Raw genomic sequence first — 19,388 nt, forward strand, 5'->3', positions numbered from 1 at the left:
TGGACGCTGAGGGCGTTGCGGGCGGCGGCGGGGCCGCAGTAGTAGAAGTTGGGCTGGGCTTCGTAGCGGACGTCGAGCTGCCGCTCGTTGGTGTTCTTGTGTCCGGTCTGCGCGCTGGTGGCGCTGTGGGTGGTGGTGGGGGCGGCGTGGGCGATGGCGGGGGCGGCGATGCCGGCGCCGGTGGCGGCGAGGGCGGCGGCGGTCAGGGCGGTCCTACGGATCAGATCGGTACGCATGATCGGCGTGCTCCTCTGCTCGGGGGATACGCGACTGCACAACGGGGGCGCGTGACTGCTCAAGGGGGGTGCGCGACTTCGGCGTGTGCTCGCTCGGCTCGCTGCGCCGGGGGTGTAACCAAGCCGGTCGGCCGGGCATTCCATCGGCTCGGCTCGGCGTGCCCGAGGGTGTAACCGTGCCGGTCGGGCGGGCATTCCACGGGTGGCTTGCTCTCGGCGTTGCCGGGGCCGGCTCGTGCCCGCTGGACCATGTACAACGCCCCGGCCCCCACCCGAATTCCGCCCACCGAGCCCATCCGAACCCCCACGTCCGTGACATTCCGGGCATCCGCCGCCCGGGTCACGTCGCCGAGGGGGCACCCGTGAGGTCAAGATCCGCGCATCTTTGGGGAAGATGTCGCCTCCAAGTCCGAATGAGGCAGCATTTTCGGGGAAAATGCGCGGATCTTGGCCACGCGAGGTGCGAGGTCGGGGCGGTTCGGAGGATGGGGCGCGGGGCCCCGGCGGGTCAGGTTGGGGATGCGTTGGTGTCGGCTGCCCGATCGGGGCGGGTCTGGGTGGGCACTGCTGTCGCCCGGTCGGCAGTGGCACTGTCGCCGGTGGTGAGGTCGGCGGTGGTGGGCGGGGTGTCGTGCTCCGCGGGCCAGGGGATCTCGGGGGAGCGGTGGAAGGTGATGCCGGCGGTACGCCAGCGGGCGGCGTGGCCGGCGAGGCGGGTGCGGAAGGCGGGCCAGTCGTGGGCCTGCGGGGGCGACCAGCCCAGCTCGGCGACGGCGGGCAACCGGGGCAGCAGCATGAACTCGATCTCGGCGAGCGAGGTGACCGACTCGGTCCAGAGCGGGGCCTCCACGCCGAGCACCGCCTCGGCCGGCACCCCGGCCAGGTGGGTGCCCGGATCCCAGTCGTAGGCGCGGGCCACGTCGATGAGCGCCGCCCAGTCGTGCCCGATCGCGGTGTCCGGGGCGTACTTCATGTCCAGGTAGGTGTGGTTGGCGGGGGAGAGGATCAGGCGGGCGCCGCGCCGGACGGCCTCGGCGGTCACCGGGTCGTTCGGCTTGGTGCCCCACCACTGCAGGATTCGCCCGTCCAGGTGACCGGCGGGGGCGATCTGGTGCCAGCCGACCACCGTCTTGCCGGTGCCGGCGGCGATCTGCTGCACCCGCTCGACGAACCGGGCGTACACGTCGGCCGGGACCTTGAACGCCTCGTCCCCGCCGATGTGCAGGTAGGGCCCGGGGGTGAGGGCGGCCACCTCGCGCAGCACGTCCGCGACGAAGGCGTACGTGCGCTCGTCGGTCGGCTCGACGTGGCTGAAGCCGACCTCGGTGCCGGTGTACGGCGGCGGCGCGACCCCGCCCGGAGCCAGCTCCGGGTACGCGGTCAGCGCGGCGTTGGTGTGCCCCGGAAGGTCGATCTCCGGTACGACGGTGACGTGCCGGCGGGCGGCGTAGGAGACGATGCGTCGGTAGTCGGCGGCGCTGTAGTGGCCCCCGGGGCCGCCGTCGACCTCCGTGGCCCCGCCGACGGTGGCCAGCCGGGGCCAGGCGTCGACGGCGATCCGCCAGCCCTGGTCGTCGGTGAGGTGCAGGTGCAGGTGGTTGAGCTTGTACCGGGCCAGGAGGTCGATCACGCGCAGCACGTCCGCCACCGCGAAGAAGTGCCGGGCCACGTCGAGCATCGCGCCCCGGTACGGGAACCGGGGCCGGTCGACGAGCAGCCCGCCGGGCACGGTCCAGGGCCCGGTGACCGGGGTCGGGCTCTCGATCGCGGCCGGCAGGAGTTGGCGCAGGGTCTGCACGCCGTGGAACAGCCCGGCCGGGGCGGCGGCGGTGAGCCGCACCCCGTCGGGCCGTACGTCGAGGCGGTAGCCCTCCGCGCCGAGCGCGAGGTCCCCGGCCCGGTCCGACCCGCGGACCGGGTGCCGACCGGCGCCGGGGTCGTCCGGGGTCGTGTCGGGGCCGGCAGCGGTCAGGGCGAGGGTCAGGACGCCGTCGGGGGCCGGGGCGGCCTCGGTCACCGGGACCGGGTAGCCGGTGGCCGGGCGGAGCAGGGCGGCGAAGTGCTCGGCGACGTCCCGGGCGGCCGGGTCGGGGCCGACCCGCAGGACCACGTCGGCCGGCAGGGTGAAGTCGGCGGCGGGATCGGGCTCGACGTGCTCGGGGGCGGGCACCACGTCGTCGAGCCGGCCCGGCGCGGGCGGGGTGCGGCGGTCACCCGGCGGCCCGGCCGGGACGACGGGGTGGCGGCCGGTCGCGGGGGTACGTGGGGCAAGGGGTGGCACGGCGGCGGCTCCGGGGGCGTGGAGGGGAGGCAGGGCGGGTGTACGACCAGGGTGCGACGGGGCTGGCTTGCGCGAACGTGCGTGTGGAAGCGTTTCCACAAACTGGTACGGACGGGGTCAGGGGGGATAACTGTGCAGATTGTCACCGAACGGTCCCACGTCGCGCGGCGGTCGCTTAATCTTCGCCCACCGATCCCCGGCGGAAACCGGATTAGCCGTGGTCAAGGCCGGGGTATGGGCAACTGAACCTTCGTTAAGTGTCAATGCCGACGCGTGTGGGAGGCTTTGGTGGCAGCGCAAGAGACGGTCGACAGCAAGTACGTCTACGACTTCTCCGAGGGCAACAGGGAGCTGCGGGACCTCCTCGGGGGCAAGGGCGCCAACCTCGCCGAGATGACCAACCTGGGCCTGCCCGTTCCCCCTGGCTTCACGATCACCACCGAGGCGTGCAAGGCGTACCTCGCGACGGGCCGGGAGCCGGACGGGCTGGCCGGGCAGATCGAGGCGCACCTGGAGTCGCTGGAGCGGGTGATGGGGCGCCGGCTCGGCGACCCCGACGACCCGCTGCTGGTCTCCGTCCGCTCGGGGGCGAAGTTCTCCATGCCCGGCATGATGGAGACCGTCCTCAACGTCGGCCTCAACGACCGCAGCGTCGAAGGGCTCGCCCGACAGGCCGGCGGCAGGGGAGACTCGCCCGCCTCCGGCGGTGGAGCCGACCCGGCCGCCTCCGGCGGCGGAGCCGACCCGGCCGCCTCCGGCGGCAACGACCGGTTCGCCTGGGACTCCTACCGGCGGCTGATCCAGATGTTCGGCAAGACCGTCTGCGACGTGCCCGGCGACGAGTTCGAGCACGCCCTCGACGAGGTCAAGCGCGCCAAGGGCACCGGCGACGACCTGGACCTGGACGCGGACGACCTGCGCGGGCTGGTCGACGCGTACAAGAAGATCTTCGCCAAGCACACCGGGCGGGAGTTCCCGCAGTCCCCGCGCGAGCAGCTCGACCTGGCCATCCGCGCGGTCTTCGAGTCGTGGAACGCCGAGCGGGCGATCCTCTACCGCCGCCAGGAGCGCATCCCGGCCGACCTCGGCACCGCGGTCAACGTGGTGGCCATGGTCTTCGGCAACCTCGGCCCGGACTCCGGCACCGGCGTCGCCTTCACCCGCGACCCGGCCAGCGGGGCGCAGGGCATCTACGGCGACTACCTGGCCAACGCCCAGGGCGAGGACGTGGTCGCCGGCATCCGCAACACCGTGCCGTTGCAGGAGCTGGAGCGGCTGGACAAGTCCTCCTACGACGAACTGCTCGGCATCATGGCCCGGCTGGAGGAGCACTACCGCGACCTCTGCGACATCGAGTTCACCATCGAGCGCGGCAAGCTCTGGATGCTGCAGACCCGGGTCGGCAAGCGCACCGCCGCGGCGGCGTTCGTCATCGCCGGGCAGCTCGTCGACGAGGGCCTGATCGACCTGGACGAGGCGCTGCACCGGGTCACCGGCGCGCAGCTCGCCCAGCTGATGTTCCCCCGGTTCCAGCTCGAGCACGACTTCGCGCCGGTGGCCAGGGGCATCGGTGCCTCCCCGGGCGCGGCGTCGGGCGCGGTGGTCTTCACCTCCGCCCGGGCGGTCGAGCTGGCCGCCGAGGGCAAGGCGGTGATCCTGGTCCGCCGGGAGACCAACCCGGACGACCTCACCGGCATGATCGCCGCCCAGGGCATCCTCACCTCGCGCGGCGGCAAGACCAGCCACGCCGCCGTGGTGGCCCGGGGGATGGGCAAGACCTGTGTCTCCGGCGCCGACGAGATCGAAGTGGACGTGCCGGGGAAGAAGTTCGTCGTCGGCGGGCACACCGTCACCGAGGGCGACGTCGTCTCCATCGACGGCACCACCGGCCGGGTCTACCTGGGTGAGGTGCCGGTGATGCCGTCGGAGGTGGTGCAGTACTTCGAGGGCAGCCTCGACCCGGCGCACGTCGACAACGCGCTGGTCCGGGCCGTACACCGGATCATGACGCACGCCGACGCCCGGCGGCGGCTGGCGGTGCGGACGAACGCGGACACCGGCGCGGACGCCGCGCGGGCCCGGCGCTTCGGCGCGGAGGGCATCGGGCTGTGCCGCACCGAGCACATGTTCCTCGGCGACCGGCGCGAGCTGGTCGAGCGGCTCATCCTGGCCCGCTCCGACACCGACCGGCAGGCCGCCCTGGCCGCCCTGCTGCCGTTGCAGCGCGACGACTTCGTGGAGATCTTCCGGGAGATGGACGGGCTGCCCGTCACCGTCCGGCTGATCGACCCGCCGCTGCACGAGTTCCTGCCCCCGCTGGAGCAGCTCGCGGTCAACGTGGCCGTCGCCCAGGAGCGCGGCGAGGACGTGGCCAAGGAGGAGGCGCTGCTGGCGGCCGTGCGGCGGATGCACGAGGAGAACCCGATGCTGGGGCTGCGCGGGGTCCGGCTCGGCCTGGTCATCCCGGGGCTCTTCGCCATGCAGGTCCGGGCGATCTCGGAGGCCGCCGTCCGGGTCACCCGCGAGGGCCGGGCGGCCCGCCCGGAGATCATGGTTCCGCTGGTCGGCGCGGTGCAGGAGCTGGAGACGGTACGCGCCGAGGCCGAGAAGATCATCGCCGAGGTGGTCGGCGACAGCGGCGTCGAGGTGCTGATCGGCACGATGATCGAGGTGCCCCGGGCGGCGCTGACCGCCGGGCAGATCGCCGAGGCGGCGCAGTTCTTCTCCTTCGGCACCAACGACCTGACCCAGATGGGCTGGGGCTTCTCCCGCGACGACGTGGAGGGCGCGTTCTTCTGGCGCTACCTGGAGCTGGGCATCTTCGGCATCTCGCCGTTCGAGTCGATCGACCGCGACGGGGTGGGTCGGCTGGTGCGCATCGCCGCCGAGGAGGGGCGTGCCGCCCGGCCGGACCTGAAACTCGGCGTCTGCGGTGAGCACGGCGGCGACCCGGAGTCGGTCCACTTCTTCCACGAGGTGGGGCTGGACTACGTCTCGTGCTCGCCGTTCCGGGTCCCGGTGGCCCGGCTGGAGGCGGGGCGGGCCGTGGTGGAGAGCGCCGGCTCCGACAGCCGCTGACCGCCAGCCCGCTCGACCGGCGGGCGGCGGACGGCGGGTGGTGACGATGGGCGCCGGCCCCGGTGGGTGAGCCGCACGCACCCCCACCGGGGCCGACGGGCTCAGATCGGCGGGCGTCGCCAGCCGGTGGCGCGGGGCGCGTTGGGGGAGCGCCCCGGCAGCGTCGCCATCGGGGTCCGCATGGCCAGCGGGGCATGCGGGTCCGGCAGCGGCCCGGCGACGACCGTGGTGCGCTGCCGGTCGAACACGGAACCGGCCCGGTGGGCCACCTCCCGGGCCTGCGGGTGCAGCGTCGCCAGGTCGGTGCCGGCGGCGGCGATCACGGTGAGCAGGGCATGCCGACCGGCCGGGTAGGTCACCACGCACCCCCGGGCGGTGTGCACCACCGACTCCCGGAACTCGCCGTGGCGCACCGTGTCGGCGACCCGGTTGCCCAGGCCGAAGCTGGCGGCGGCCAGGGCCGCCAGGTGGGTGGCGTCGGTGCTCGGCAGGTCGCTGGAGATGAGCAGGCCGTCGGTGCCGGCGAGCACCGCACCGGCGACCTCGGGGCGGCGCAGGCGCAGCCCGCGCAGCTCCGCCGCCAGCACCGTGTCAACGTCCACGAGCGTCACTCCCCGTCGGGCTCATTCAGACAAGTGAATCTGATGTAACGTTCCGCTGCGACGACGCTACCGCCCGCCACGTCGGGCCGCGACCCCTGGGGCGGTCGGCAATCGGTCGACAACAATCGACTGATCGGCTGTTGCGCAACCGTTCCCCGGGCGGTTGTCGCCGCGCCGTCCGCGCCGTCGCGGCGTAGCCTGGGCGCGCGAGATGTCGTATCGCCGGTGGGAGGGTGAGACCGCATGACCAGCGTCTGGGAAAGTCTGACCGTGGACGCGCGGGATCCCGCCCGGCTGGCCCGCTGGTGGGCCGAGGCGCTGGGCTACCAGGTGGTCGCCGACCGGCCCGGCCAGGTGGAGATCCGACAGTCCCCGGACCGCCTTCCCGGCCTGGTCTTCGTGCCGGCCCCCGAGGACCGGCAGGTCAGGAACCGGCTGCACCTGGACCTGCGCCCGGCCGACCAGGAGGCGGAGGTCGAGCGGCTGGTCGACATGGGCGCCCGGCACGTCGACGTCGGGCAGGGCGACGTCGGGCAGGGCGACGTCGACTGGATCATGCTGGCCGACCCCGAGGGCAACGAGTTCTGCGTGCTGCGGCAGCGCGGGTAGCGGGACGCAATGGACGATCGACACGCCGTCGGCGCGGCGGCCGACGCCGAACGCTGGGTCGCCGAGCCGCCCAAGGACGCCGACGGCCGGTCGCCGTACCAGCGGGACCGGGCGCGGGTGCTGCACTCCGCGGCGTTCCGCCGGCTCGCCGCGAAGACCCAGGTGCACGTCGCCGGCACCGACGACTTCCTGCGTACCCGGCTGACGCACTCGCTGGAGGTGGCGCAGATCGCCCGGGAGATGGGTGCCCGGCTGGGCTGCGACCCCGACGTGGTGGACACCGCCGGGCTGGCGCACGATCTCGGGCACCCGCCGTTCGGGCACAACGGCGAGGCCGCGCTGAACGGGCTCGCCGCGGCCTGCGGCGGCTTCGAGGGCAACGCGCAGACGCTGCGGGTGCTCACCCGGCTGGAGGCCAAGGTGCTCGCCTCGGACGGCGGCTCCGCCGGGCTCAACCTGACCCGGGCCGCGCTCGACGCGACCGGCAAGTACCCCTGGCCGCGCCGGGCCGGGGAGCGCAAGTTCGGGGTGTACGCCGACGACCGGCCCGTCTTCGACTGGCTGCGCGCCGACGCCCCCGCGCCGGGGCGGCGCTGCCTGGAGGCGCAGGTGATGGACTGGGCCGACGACGTGGCGTACTCGGTGCACGACGTCGAGGACGGCGTGCACGGCGGGTACGTCAGCCTCCACCCGCTGCTGGTCGACGCCGACGAGCGGGCGGCGCTCTGCGCCGACGTGGCCGAGACGTACTCCGGGGAGTCCGCGAGCGACCTGGGCGGGGTGCTGGTCGAACTGCTCGCCGACCCGGTGCTCGCCCCGCTGGCCGGGTACGACGGCAGCCACCGCGCCCAGGTCGCGTTGAAGGCCACCACCAGCCTGGTCACCGGCCGGTTCGTCTCGTGGGTGGTGGCCGCCACCCGGGAGCGCCACGGCCCCGGCCCGCTGCGCCGGTACGCGGCCGACCTGGTGGTGCCGCGCCGGGTCCGGGCCGAGTGCGCGCTGCTCAAGGGCATCGCGCTGCGCTACGTGATGCGCCGCCCCGGGGCCGAGTGCCGGTACGAGCGGCAGCGGCAGATCCTCGCCGAGCTGGTCTTCGCCCTCGGGCGGCGCGCGCCGGAGGCGCTGGATCCGGTCTTCGCCCCGCTCTGGCGGGCCGCGCCGGACGACGCGGCGCGGCTGCGGGTGGTGATCGACCAGGTGGCCTCGCTCACCGACCCGGCCGCGTCGGCCTGGCACGAGCGGCTCCTCGCGGATCGGGCGTGACTTAGGTTAGCCTACCCATATGACGGAGCGATCGAAGAGCGTCACCACCGCCCGGGTCCTGCGCACCGAGCGACCCACCCCGCACGTGGTCCGGCTGGTCCTCGGCGGCGAGGAGCTGACCGGGCTGCCGGTGGGCGAGCACACCGACCACTACGTCAAGCTGGTCTTCGCGCCGCCCGGGGTGACCTACCCGGAGCCGGTCGACCTCGCCGCGATCCGCCGGGACCTGCCTCCGCAGCAGTGGCCCCGGCTGCGGGCGTACACGCTGCGCGCCTGGGACCCGGCGGCCGGCGAGCTGACCATCGACATCGTGCACCACGGCGACGTGGGGGTGGGCGGCCCGTGGGCGGCCCGGCTGCGCCCCGGCGACCCGGTGATGTTCGTCGGCCCCGGCGGGGCGTACGCGCCGAGCCCCGACGCCGACTGGCACCTGCTGGTGGGCGACGAGAGCGCCCTGCCGGCGATCGCCGCCGCCCTGGCCCGGCTCCCCCTCGGTGCGCCGGCGAAGGTCTTCGTGGAGATCTCCGACGCCGCCGAGGAGCAGCCGCTGCCCAGCGCGGGAGCGGTGGAGCTGACCTGGCTGCACCGGGGCGACCGTCCCGTCGGCGAGGCGCTGGTGACGGCCGTGCGGGCGCTGGACTTCCCGGCCGGCGACGTGCACGCCTTCGTGCACGGCGAGGCGACCTTCGTCCGCGAGCTGCGCCGACTGCTGCGCGTCGAGCGCGGCGTGCCCCGCGAGCGGCTCTCCATCTCCGGCTACTGGCGGCGCGGCATGGACGACGAGGGCTGGCGCTCCAGCAAGGCCGACTGGAACCGTCAGGTCGAGGCGGAGGAGATCACCGCCACCGCCTGAGCGCGCCACGGCCGCCGGCGGTGGATCCGCCCCCGATGGATCGCGTCCCGGGCTGGCGGGGTTGTCCCGATCGCCGCGATGGAATAGACACACGCCCATGAGTATTCGTAGCCGGGCGGCCGGGCTGCTCGCCCTCGTCGCCCTCGTCGCCCTCTCCGTGGCACCTGCTCCCGCCGCCGCAGGCCCGTCCGACGCCGCCCCCGCGCCGGCCGGGGTGGCCCCCGACCTCGCCGGCGAGGCGGCACCGCTGGCCGCGTTCGACGCGTACACCGTGTTCAACGTGCCGGCCGAGGACGGCACCCGGGACCGCAGCATCGAGGACGAGATCGTCCGGCTGGCCGACGGCGCTCCGGCCGGGGCGTACATCCGGGGGGCGATGTACAGCTGGACCTCGCCGGTGGTCGCCGAGGCGCTGAAGCGGGCGGCGGCCCGGGGCGTGCTGGTGCGGCTGGCGGTCGACCGGGAGGGCGACAGCAAGGTCAACCTCGACCCGGCCAACGCCGGGATCTCGACCCTGCGCGGGGCCGGCCTGGACGACCTGGTCTTCTGCGGCACCTCGGCGGCGTCGGTGGCCGGGTCGAGCGCGTGCGTCGGCAACCACGCGAACTCGATCAACCACAACAAGTTCTTCACCTTCTCCACCTCGGGGACGATGAAGCGGGTGGTCCTGGTCGCCTCGCAGAACCTGACGTTCTCGCAGAACAACCTCTACAACAACGCCGTGGTCGTGCACGGCGACTACGACCTGTACGACCACTTCACCCGCTACTTCAACGAGCTGCGCGCCGAGCGGAAGAACACCAACTACTACGCCGCCGCCGACGGGTACTTCAAGTCGCCCACCACGGCGGTGACCGTCTACCACTCGCCCCGAGCCAGCGGCGACACCGTCGAGAACGTCCTGAGCTACGTCACCACGTACGAGAGCGGGTGCGCGATCGACGTGGCGCAGGCGATGTTCACCGACGCCCGCCCGGCGGTCGCCGCCGAACTGCTGCGCGTGGCCCGGCTCGGCTGCAAGGTCCGGGTGGTCTACGGCGAGATGGGCGACCAGGTGTACGGCACCCTGCGCGGCTCGGCGAACGTGTCGCTGAAGAAGTACTGGGACGCCGAGGCGAGCAACGTCGACGGCCGGACGGTCACCGTGCACTCGAAGTACCTCGTGGTGAAGGGCAACTACAACGGTTCGGCCGGGCGGACCATCGTCTTCACCGGCTCGCACAACCTGACCGGCCCGGCGCTCAGGAACCACGACGAGACGTTCCTCAAGATCGAGCACCCGACGGTCTCGGCCGACTACCGCGCCAACTTCGCCACCCTCTGGGGCCGGGCGAAGTGCGTCAACCCCGACAACGGCAGCTGCGTCTACTGATCAAGAAAGCGCCCCGGTCCACCCGCCCCCGGCGGGAACCGGCCCCCCGTCCGGCGCGGAATCGCCGATTCGAGCGCCGGACGGGGCCCGCCCGGCCCAGGATGGGCAGCGGAGGTGCGCATGGCCGACGTGGCGCGGGAGGCACGCGAGGGGACCCACCGGCCCGACCCGGTGGTCCTCGGGGTGAGCGTGGCCGGGGTCCTCGCCGTGGTGGCCTGGGGGGTGCTGGCCCGGGGCTCGCTGTCGAGCTTCGGCGAGTCCGGGCTGGCCTGGGCGATCGACACCTTCGGCTGGTTCTTCGTGATCGGCGCGAACGCCTTCCTGGTGCTCGCCGTGGTGCTCGCGCTGTCGCGCTTCGGCCGGATCCGGCTCGGCGCAGACGACGACCAGCCGGAGTTCAACACGCTGGCCTGGATCGCCATGATGTTCAGCGCCGGAATGGGCATCGGCCTGGTCTTCTTCGCGGTGGCCGAGCCGATCCAGCACTTCGCCACCCCGCCCCCGGCCAGCGCGGTGGCACCGCAGAGCGGCGCGGCCGCCTCGGCGGCCATGCAGTACACGCTGTTCCACTGGACCCTGCACCCGTGGGGGATCTACGCCATCGCAGGGCTCGCGTTGGCGTACTCGACGTTCCGCCGGGGCCGCGACAACCGCATCTCGGCGGCCTTCCACCCGCTGCTCGGCGCGCGGGCCGACGGGGCGGCCGGGCAGGTGGTCGACCTGCTGGCCGTCTTCGCCACGGTCTTCGGCACGGCCACCAGCCTCGGCCTCGGCGCGCTACAGGTCGCCGCCGGCCTCGAACTGGTGGCGGGGGTCGAGGCCACCCGGGCGCTGGCGCTGATCGTGGTCGGCGCGCTGACCCTGGCCTTCGTCATCTCCGCCCTCTCCGGGCTGCACCGCGGGGTCAAGTGGCTCTCCACCACCAACGTGGTCCTCGCCGTGGCGCTGATGCTCTTCGTCTTCGTGGTCGGGCCGACGATCTACACGCTCCAGGTGCTGCCCGCCGCGGTCGGCGACTACCTGGGCAACCTCGTGGTGATGTCCACCCGCACCGGGGCCTTCACCGACCCGGCGTGGCTCGGCGCGTGGACGATCTTCTACTGGGCGTGGTGGATCTCCTGGGCCCCGTTCGTCGGCAGCTTCATCGCCCGCATCTCCCGGGGGCGTACGGTGCGGCAGTTCCTCACCGGCGTCCTGTTGGTGCCCAGCGGCGCGAGCGTGGTCTGGTTCGTGGTGATGGGGGGCACCGCGCTGCGGACCCAGGCCACCGGCACCCGGGACCTGGTCGCCGACGTGGCCGCCGGCACCGAGCAGGCGCTGTTCGGGCTGCTGGCCGCGCTGCCCCTGGCGGCGGTGAGCAGCGTGCTCGCCATGGTGCTGATCGCGCTCTACTTCGTCACCAGCGCCGACTCGGCGTCGCTGGTGCTCGGCTCGCTGACCTCCCGGGGGGCGCTGCGGCCGCACCGGGGGCTGGTGGTGCTCTGGGGCGTGCTGATCGGTGCCGTCGCCGCCGCGCTGCTGCTGGCCGGCGGGCTCGACGCGCTGCAACAGGCCACCATCCTGGTCGCGCTGCCGTTCCTGGTGGTGCTGCTCGGCCTGGCCGTGGCGCTGGTCCGGGACCTGTACCGCGATCCGGCGATGCGGCCGCAGGCCCCGCGCACCGGTCGGCACGGGCTGGCCGCCGCCGTCCGCGCCACCCGGTCGTACGACGAGGAGGGCCCGCCGGTCACCCGCTACCTGCGCCGCCGCCCCCGCTGAGGCGCCGCCTCGCCGACCCGTCGCCACCGCTGGGCCGCCGCTCCGGGCCCGCCGTGCCCACGCGCCCCGACCCCCGTGCCCCCGCCGCCGGGCGTCGTCGCCGGCAGGGCAGGATGTAGGGCCGAGGGGGTGTGGCGAATGGCTGGGCGGATCCGGGACGAGGACATCGCGCTGGTCCGGGAGCGCACCTCGATCGCGGAGGTCATCTCGGACACGGTGACCCTCCGGTCGGCCGGCGGCGGAAACCTCAAGGGGCTCTGCCCGTTCCACGACGAGAAGAGCCCGTCGTTCAACGTCTCGCCCGCCCGCAACGTCTGGTACTGCTTCGGCTGCGGGGCCGGCGGCGACGCGATCAAGTTCCTGATGGACGCCGAGCACCTCAGCTTCGTCGAGTCCGTCGAACGGCTCGGCGCCCGCGCCGGCATCCAGCTGCGCTACGTCGAGAACGACACGTCCGCCCCGCGCGCCCGCCCCGCGCAGGGCCAACGGCAGCGCCTGGTCGCCGCCCACGCCGCCGCCGTCGACTTCTACGCCGCCCAGCTCGGCACCGCCGGGGCCCGCCCGGCCCGGGAGTTCCTCGCCCAGCGCGGCTTCGACCGGGCCGCCGCCCAGCGCTACGGCTGCGGGTTCGCCCCGGACGCCTGGGACCTGCTCACCAAGCACCTGCGCCAGCAGGGCTTCACCCACGACGAGCTGGTCACCGCCGGGCTCTCCCGGCCGTCGCGCTCCGGCACGCTCATCGACCGGTTCCGCCGCCGGCTGATGTGGCCGATCCGGGAGATCACCGGCGACACGATCGGTTTCGGTGCCCGCAAGCTCTTCGACGACGACGACGGCCCGAAGTACCTCAACACCCCCGAGACGCCGATCTACAAGAAGTCGCACGTCCTCTACGGCATCGACCAGGCCAAGCGGGAGATCGCCAAGCAGGGCAAGGTGGTCGTCGTCGAGGGCTACACCGACGTGATGGCCTGCCACCTGGCCGGGGTGCCCACCGCCGTGGCCACCTGCGGCACCGCGTTCGGCGCGGACCACATCTCGGTGCTGCGTCGACTGCTGCTGGACACCGACGACGTGGCCGGCGAGGTCATCTTCACCTTCGACGGCGACGCCGCCGGGCAGAAGGCCGCGCTGCGCGCCTTCGACGACGACCAGCGCTTCGTCGGGCGTACCTTCATCGCGGTCAGCCCCGACAACATGGACCCGTGCGACCTGCGCCTGGCAAAGGGCGACCTGGCCGTCCGTGACCTGGTCGCCCGCCGCGAGCCGCTGGTCGACTTCGCGCTGCGTCACATGATCAGCCGGTACGACCTGGACACCGTCGACGGCCGGGTGGAGGCGATGCGCCGGGCCGCCCCCCTGGTGGCGAAGATCAAGGACCGGGAGAAACGCCCCGAGTACGTCCGCAAGCTCGCCGGCGACCTCGGCATGGAGATCGAGCCCGTGCAACGGGCCGTCCTCGCCGCCGCCTCCGGCCAGCCCGGCGGGGACAGCCGCGCCGCACCCGCCCGCGCCGGGCGGCCCGCGCCCGCCCCGGAGAGCCCGCACACCCTGGTCGAGCGGGAGGCGTTGAAGCTCGCCCTCCAGGAGCCGGTGCTGGCCGGCCCGATGTTCGACGCGATCGAGGCCTCCGAGTACCGCCACCCGGTGCACGTGGCCGTGCGGGAGGCCATCGCGACGGCCGGCGGGGCCGCCGCCGCGACCGGCGGGGCGGTCTGGGTCGAGGCCGTCCGCGACGCCTGCGACGACCTCACCGCGCGGGCACTGGTCGGCGAGCTGGCCGTGGAGCCGCTGCGCATCGACGGCGAGCCCGACCCACGGTACGTCTCGGTGACCGTCGCCCAGTTGCAGTGGGGGTCGGTGACCGGCCGGATCAGGGACCTCAAGTCCAAGATCCAGCGGGTCAACCCGGTCAGCAACAAGGACGAGTACTTCGCGCTCTTCGGGGAGCTGCTCTCGTTGGAGCAGCACGCGCGAGGGCTGCGTGAGCAGGCTGCGGGAGGGCTGTGATGGGACTGTTCGGTCGTAAGCGGAAGCTGCCCCCGGCGGCCCGTCCCCCGCTGGCCGACGACGAGCGCGTGCTCGCCTGGGCGGCTGCCGGCAAGGGCCCGGGCGCGGCCGACGGTGCCGGCGCGGTCGACGGTGCCGATGCTGCGGGGGCGGCCGATGATGCCGGCGCGGTTGCTGGTGCCGGCGCGGGCGAAGGCGTGCTGGTCGCCACCAACCTCGGGCTCTGGCTGCCCGGGCGCGGGCAGCGGCTGGGCTGGCACGAGATCCTCAAGGCCGTCTGGTCGGGTCGCGAGCTGACCGTCACCCCCGCCGAGCGGGTCGCCGAGCGCGCCGGCTACCTGGTGGTGGCCGACGGCCCGGCCGAGACGTACCTGCTGCTCGATCCGGGGGAGCTGCCGCATCAGGTGCGGGCGCGGGTGACCCGCTCGGTGACGTACACCAGGCACCACCCGGTGCCCGGCGGCGCCGGCCGGATCGCCGCGCGCCGGGTCTCCGGCGTGGACGGTCTGAGCTGGACGGTCCGCTACGACCCCGGCACCCCCGCCGACGACGAGCCGGTGATCGCCGAGACGGACCGCCTGGTCGCCGCCGCGCGGGCCGCCACCGCCCCCGCCGACCTCTAGGCCCCGCCGGGCGGCTCGGGCGGGCCGGTCGGGCGCAACAAGAGTAAGCACGCTCCGTGCGGGCGGCAGCAAATTGCCGGTCAGGATGTCGGTACGGGTGGGTAGGGTCGGGCCGTGACGACGGGGGAGCCACTGATTGCGGCGCGAGGGCTGGTGAAGCGGTTCGGCGACTTCACCGCCGTCAACGGCATCGACGTGCAGGTGCGGGCGGGGGAGGCCTTCGGGTTCCTCGGGCCCAACGGGGCGGGCAAGTCCTCGACCATGCGGATGATCGGCTGCATCTCCCCGCCCAGTGGTGGCGAGCTGCGCATCCTCGGCCTGGACCCGGTGCGTGACGGGTCGGCGATCCGGGCCCGGCTGGGCGTCTGCCCCCAGCTCGACAACCTCGACCCGGAGCTGACCGTCCGGGAGAACCTGACCACCTACGCCCGATACTTCGGCATCCCGCGCCGGGTCGCCCGCGAGCGCGCCGCCGAGCTGCTCGACTTCGTCCAGCTCACGGAGCGGGCCGACAGCCTGGTCGACCCCCTCTCCGGCGGCATGAAGCGGCGGCTCACCATCGCCCGCGCACTGGTCAACGAGCCCGACATCGTGCTGCTCGACGAGCCCACCACCGGGCTCGACCCGCAGGCCCGGCACCTGGTCTGGGAGCGGCTGTTCCGGCTCAAGCGCCAGGGCGTGACGCTGGTGCTCACCACCCACTACATGGACGAGGCCGAGCAGCTCTGCGACCGGCTGGTGGTGATGGACGGCGGCCGGATCGTGGCCGAGGGCTCGCCCCGGCAGCTCATCGAGCGGCACTCCACCCGGGAGGTCGTCGAGCTGCGCTTCGCCGCCGAGTCGCAGGAGGCGTTCGCCGGCAAGCTCGACGGGCTGGCCGAGCGCATCGAGGTGCTGCCCGACCGGGTGCTGCTCTACGTCGCCGACGGCGACGCGGCGGTGGCCGACGTCACCGCGCGAGGGCTTACCCCGGCCACCGTGCTGGTGCGGCGCAGCAGCCTGGAGGACGTCTTCCTGCACCTCACCGGCCGCACCCTCGTCGACTGACCCGCGACCGGCCCTCCATCGACTCGACCGGCGACCGCCCCCCGTCGACCGACCAGCTCTCGGTGCCCCCGCCGAGCGACCAACGAAAGGCCGACCATGCTCACCGTCCCCCGGCGTCAGGCCGGACTGGCCGCCGGCTACCTCGGCGTCTTCGCCGCGCTCTGGTTCAGCGTCCCGGCGACCGGCCAACCGCTGCGGGCGCTGCTGGTGGCCGGCAGCCTCGCCGCGCTGGCCACGGCGGTGGCCGGCGGGGTCGTCGCGGCCCGCGCCCGCCCCGAGGCGGGTGCCGGCGTGGACCGCGCGGGCCAGCGCCGGTACCTGCTCATCGTGCTGACCGAGTTCGCCGTGGCGGGCCTCGGCGCGGCGGCGCTGGCGGCGCTCGGGCATTCGGCGTACGCCCCGGTGCTGGTCGGCGGCGTCGTCGGCGCGCACTTCTTTCCTCTCGCCCCGCTGCTGCGCGACCCGCGCCTGCCGCTGCTCGGGGTGGCGACCTGCCTGGTCGCCCTCGCCGGGCTCGTCGTCGGCCTCGCCTCGGCGGTGGCACCCGGGCTGGTCGTCGGCGTCGGCCTCGGGCTGCTGCTCTGGGCGTACGGGGTGTGGGCGCTGGTCACCGCGCCCCGGTCGAAGGCGCTGCACCGGTGAGCGTGACGCGAGGGGAGCCGCCGGCCCCGGCCCGGCCGGCGCTGCCGAGGGTGCCGGCCCTGGCGGTGCTGAGCTACTTCCTGGTGGGCTACCGGCGCACCTGGCGGTCCGGGGCGTTCTCCTCGTTCCTGCTGCCGGTGCTCACGATGGTCGGCTTCGGGCTGGGCGTGGGCGCCTACATCGACCAGGGCGTCGACGGGGTGCGCTACCTCGACTGGATCGTGCCCGGCCTGATGGCCTCGACCGCCCTGCAGGTGGCGGTCGCCGACTCGACCTGGCCGGTCTACAGCAACTTCGAGTGGGCGAAGGTCTACTTCGCGCAGGGCGCCACGCCGCTGCGGGTGGGCGACATCCTCGCCGGCCACCTGCTCTACGTGCTGTTCCGGGTGCTCGCCTCCATCGTGGCGTTCCTGCTGGTGACCGCCCTGTTCGGGGCGCTGCGGTCGCCGTGGGCGCTGGCCGTGGTGCCGGTCGCGGGGCTGGTCGGCCTGGCCTTGGCCGCGCCGCTGTTCGCGTACGCGGCGGTGGTCGACAGCGACAGCTGGCTCGCCATGGCGTTCCGCTTCGCGGTCATCCCGATGACGCTCTTCGCCGGGGTGTTCTTCCCGGTCGAGTCGCTGCCCGCGGCGCTGCGCTGGTTGGCGTACGCGACCCCGCTCTGGCACGGCGTGGACCTGTGCCGGGCGGCCACCCTGGGCGTCGCCCCGCAGGGGTCGGTCGTCGGGCACCTGCTCTACCTGGCCGCCTGGGTGGTGGGCGGCTGGCTGCTGGCCCACCGCGCGTTCCGTCGCCGGCTCATCGTCTAGGGAGGGCACCGTGGTCACCTTTCTCCTGCCCCGGCTGGCCGGTCTCTCCGCCGCGTCCCGGCGCGCCGCCTCGGTGGCCGAGCGCAACGTGGCGGCGCTGCGGCCGGTCTACTGGCTGCTGCTCGTCTCCGGCTTCCTCGAGCCGCTGCTCTACCTCTTCTCCATCGGCGTCGGGGTGGGCGGGCTCGTCGGCGACCTCACCCTCCCCGGCGGCCGGGCGGTGTCGTACGCGGCCTTCGTCGCCCCGGCGATGCTCGCCGCGTCGGCGATGAACGGCGCGCTGGCGGAGACCACCTTCAACTTCTTCGGCAAGATGAAGTACATGCGGCTCTACGACGGGGTGATCGCCACTCCGGTGCGGCCGTTCGAGATCGCCCTCGGCGAGCTGGCCTGGGCGATGATCCGGGGCAGCGCGTACTCGGCGGCGTTCCTGTCGGTGATGGTGGCGATGGGCCTGACCACCGTGGGTCGGGCGCTGCTGGCGTTCCCGGCGGCGGTGCTGGTGGGCTTCGCGTTCGGGGCGCTCGGCATGACGCTGGCGACCCTCCTGCGCAGCTGGCAGGACTTCGACCTGTTGAGCTCGGCCCAGTTCACCCTCTTCCTCTTCTCCGGCACGTTCGTGCCCGCCTCGGCCTACCCGACGGCGCTGCGCTGGCTGGTGGAGGTGACCCCGCTGTACCGCTCGGTGCACCTGCTGCGCGGCATCGGGCTGGGCGACGGCGGCTGGTCCTGGCTGCTCGACGTGGCGTACCTGCTGGTGCTCACCGGGGTGGGCCTGGCGGTGGCGGCGCGCCGGATGGGTCGGCGGCTGTACCGGTAGCGGGATTAGCGGTGACGGTCGCAGGGCATGTCCATGCGGACACACCGTGACCTTGAGGAGGGGCGATGGCCTCTGACGAGACTTCCGCCCGGGGTGGGCGCGACCGGGACGACGCGCCCGCCGCGACCGTTCGGGGCGAGCGCGACCGGGACGACGCGCGCACCGCGACGGCCCGGGACGGGGGCGACCACGACGACGCGCGCACCGCGACCGCGGCCCGGCCGGTCGGGCCGGACGAGGGGCCGGACAGCCCGACAGGCCTCTCCGGAGCCGGCTGGATGGCGACGCTCAAGCGCACCGTCCGGGAGTTCCAGGAGGACAGCCTGACCGACTGGGCGGCGGCGCTGACCTACTACAGCGTGCTGTCGATCTTCCCCGGGGTGCTGGTGCTCGTCTCGATCCTCGGGCTGCTCGGCCCGAGCGCCACCGAGGGGGTCAAGGACACGGTCAACCAGGCGGTGCCCGAGGGCAGCGTCCGGCAGATCATCTCGACCGCTATCGACCAGGCGACCAACGCCGGCGGGGCGGCCAGCGTCGCCGCCGTCATCGGTCTGCTCGCCGCGTTCTGGTCCGCCTCCGGGTACGTCGCCGCGTTCATGCGGGCCTCCAACAGCATCTACGACGTGCCGGAGGGGCGGCCGATCTGGAAGACCCTGCCGATCCGGGTGGGGGTCACCGCGCTGGTCGGGGTGATGCTGGTGGTCAGCGCGGTGATCGTGGTCTTCACCGGCCGGCTCGCCGAGGAGGCGGGCAGCGCCATCGGGATCGGCTCGTCGGCGGTCACGGTCTGGAACATCGCCAAGTGGCCGGTGCTGCTGGTGCTGGTCAGCCTGATGTTCGCGGTGCTCTACTGGGCCTCGCCGAACGCCCGGCACGGCGGGTTCCGCTGGGTCAGCCCCGGCGGCGTGCTGGCCGTGGTGATCTGGCTGCTGGTCTCCGGCGGGTTCGCCCTCTACGTCAGCAACTTCGGCTCGTACAACAAGACGTACGGGGCGCTGGCCGGCGTGATCATCTTCCTGGTCTGGCTCTGGCTGAGCAACATCGCGATCCTGCTGGGCGCGGAGTTCGACGCCGAGTTGGAGCGGGGCCGGGCGATCGCCGCCGGGCACCCGGCCGACGTGGAGCCGTACGTCGAGCTGCGCGACGACCGCAAGCTGAAGAAGAAGCAGCGCAAGTCCGCCGCGCGCTGACCGTCGCCCCCGGCGGGGGTGGCAGGTCGATCGATCGTGGGTGCGGCACCTCCCGGTGGGCCTTCGTGCCGACCGCGAGGTGCCGCACCCTTCGTCGTGGGCGGGGGTGCCGCCCCGCCGTCGTGCGCCGGGCCGCAGAGCGGTCCAATCCGAACCATTCGGGGACTTTCGTTAGAACGTACGAAAGTTAGGGCCGGA

Annotated in this window: 15 protein-coding genes and 1 pseudogene; 13 read left to right on the top strand and 3 right to left on the bottom strand. The window is 73.8% G+C overall.

Annotated elements, in window-relative coordinates:
* Together ACLQ2V_RS25755 and ACLQ2V_RS25760 are read right to left on the bottom strand one after the other, a co-directional pair.
* Positions 1–236: pseudogene (locus tag ACLQ2V_RS25755) on the bottom strand (C39 family peptidase); the annotation flags it as partial.
* A 508-nt stretch (positions 237–744) separates the two neighbouring features.
* The gene (locus ACLQ2V_RS25760; protein ID WP_425721159.1) at positions 745–2,616 is read right to left on the bottom strand and encodes a family 20 glycosylhydrolase; all 1,872 of its coding nucleotides are present in this window, start codon (positions 2,614–2,616) and stop codon (positions 745–747) included.
* A gap of 189 nt (positions 2,617–2,805) precedes the next feature.
* Between ACLQ2V_RS25760 and ppdK the strand changes: the two genes are divergently transcribed.
* A complete protein-coding gene (gene ppdK, locus ACLQ2V_RS25765) occupies positions 2,806–5,595 on the top strand; it encodes a pyruvate, phosphate dikinase (protein ID WP_425721160.1) in 2,790 nt (929 codons plus the stop codon).
* A gap of 101 nt (positions 5,596–5,696) precedes the next feature.
* Here ppdK and ACLQ2V_RS25770 read toward each other — a convergent pair whose 3' ends face one another.
* On the bottom strand, positions 5,697–6,197 hold the full coding sequence (locus ACLQ2V_RS25770) for a roadblock/LC7 domain-containing protein (protein ID WP_425721161.1): 501 nt from the start codon (positions 6,195–6,197) through the stop codon (positions 5,697–5,699).
* A 243-nt stretch (positions 6,198–6,440) separates the two neighbouring features.
* On the opposite strand from ACLQ2V_RS25770, the gene ACLQ2V_RS25775 reads away from it, so the two are divergent.
* From ACLQ2V_RS25775 to ACLQ2V_RS25830, 12 genes are all read left to right on the top strand, one after another.
* The gene (locus tag ACLQ2V_RS25775) at positions 6,441–6,806 is read left to right on the top strand and encodes a VOC family protein (protein WP_425721162.1); all 366 of its coding nucleotides are present in this window, start codon (positions 6,441–6,443) and stop codon (positions 6,804–6,806) included.
* A 9-nt stretch (positions 6,807–6,815) separates the two neighbouring features.
* Complete coding sequence (locus ACLQ2V_RS25780) at positions 6,816–8,069, top strand: deoxyguanosinetriphosphate triphosphohydrolase (protein ID WP_425721163.1); 1,254 nt, start codon at positions 6,816–6,818, stop codon at positions 8,067–8,069.
* Positions 8,070–8,088: 19 nt separating this feature from the next.
* Positions 8,089–8,922: a siderophore-interacting protein gene (locus ACLQ2V_RS25785; RefSeq protein ID WP_425721164.1), complete on the top strand. Its 834-nt coding sequence runs from the start codon at positions 8,089–8,091 to the stop codon at positions 8,920–8,922.
* Between the two features lie 97 nt (positions 8,923–9,019).
* On the top strand, positions 9,020–10,294 hold the full coding sequence (locus tag ACLQ2V_RS25790; protein ID WP_425721165.1) for a phospholipase D-like domain-containing protein: 1,275 nt from the start codon (positions 9,020–9,022) through the stop codon (positions 10,292–10,294).
* Between the two features lie 120 nt (positions 10,295–10,414).
* Positions 10,415–12,052: a BCCT family transporter gene (locus tag ACLQ2V_RS25795; RefSeq protein ID WP_425721166.1), complete on the top strand. Its 1,638-nt coding sequence runs from the start codon at positions 10,415–10,417 to the stop codon at positions 12,050–12,052.
* 138 nt (positions 12,053–12,190) lie between these two features.
* Entirely contained in the window at positions 12,191–14,062 is a 1,872-nt protein-coding gene (gene dnaG, locus ACLQ2V_RS25800) for a DNA primase (protein ID WP_425721167.1), read from the top strand.
* Complete coding sequence (locus ACLQ2V_RS25805) at positions 14,062–14,685, top strand: hypothetical protein (protein ID WP_425721168.1); 624 nt, start codon at positions 14,062–14,064, stop codon at positions 14,683–14,685. The genes dnaG and ACLQ2V_RS25805 overlap by 1 nt, the downstream gene beginning before the upstream one ends.
* 114 nt (positions 14,686–14,799) lie before the next feature.
* Entirely contained in the window at positions 14,800–15,732 is a 933-nt protein-coding gene (locus ACLQ2V_RS25810) for an ABC transporter ATP-binding protein (protein ID WP_425721169.1), read from the top strand.
* A gap of 96 nt (positions 15,733–15,828) precedes the next feature.
* Entirely contained in the window at positions 15,829–16,374 is a 546-nt protein-coding gene (locus tag ACLQ2V_RS25815) for a hypothetical protein (protein ID WP_425721170.1), read from the top strand.
* 2 nt (positions 16,375–16,376) lie between these two features.
* A complete protein-coding gene (locus ACLQ2V_RS25820; protein WP_425721244.1) occupies positions 16,377–17,180 on the top strand; it encodes an ABC transporter permease in 804 nt (267 codons plus the stop codon).
* 10 nt (positions 17,181–17,190) lie between these two features.
* Entirely contained in the window at positions 17,191–18,000 is an 810-nt protein-coding gene (locus ACLQ2V_RS25825; protein ID WP_425721171.1) for an ABC transporter permease, read from the top strand.
* A 65-nt stretch (positions 18,001–18,065) separates the two neighbouring features.
* Positions 18,066–19,190: a YihY/virulence factor BrkB family protein gene (locus ACLQ2V_RS25830; RefSeq protein WP_425721172.1), complete on the top strand. Its 1,125-nt coding sequence runs from the start codon at positions 18,066–18,068 to the stop codon at positions 19,188–19,190.
* Positions 19,191–19,388: the final 198 nt, after the last annotated feature.

Source organism: Micromonospora sp. DT233 (assembly GCF_049841815.1).
In the GTDB taxonomy this organism is placed as follows: domain Bacteria; phylum Actinomycetota; class Actinomycetes; order Mycobacteriales; family Micromonosporaceae; genus Micromonospora.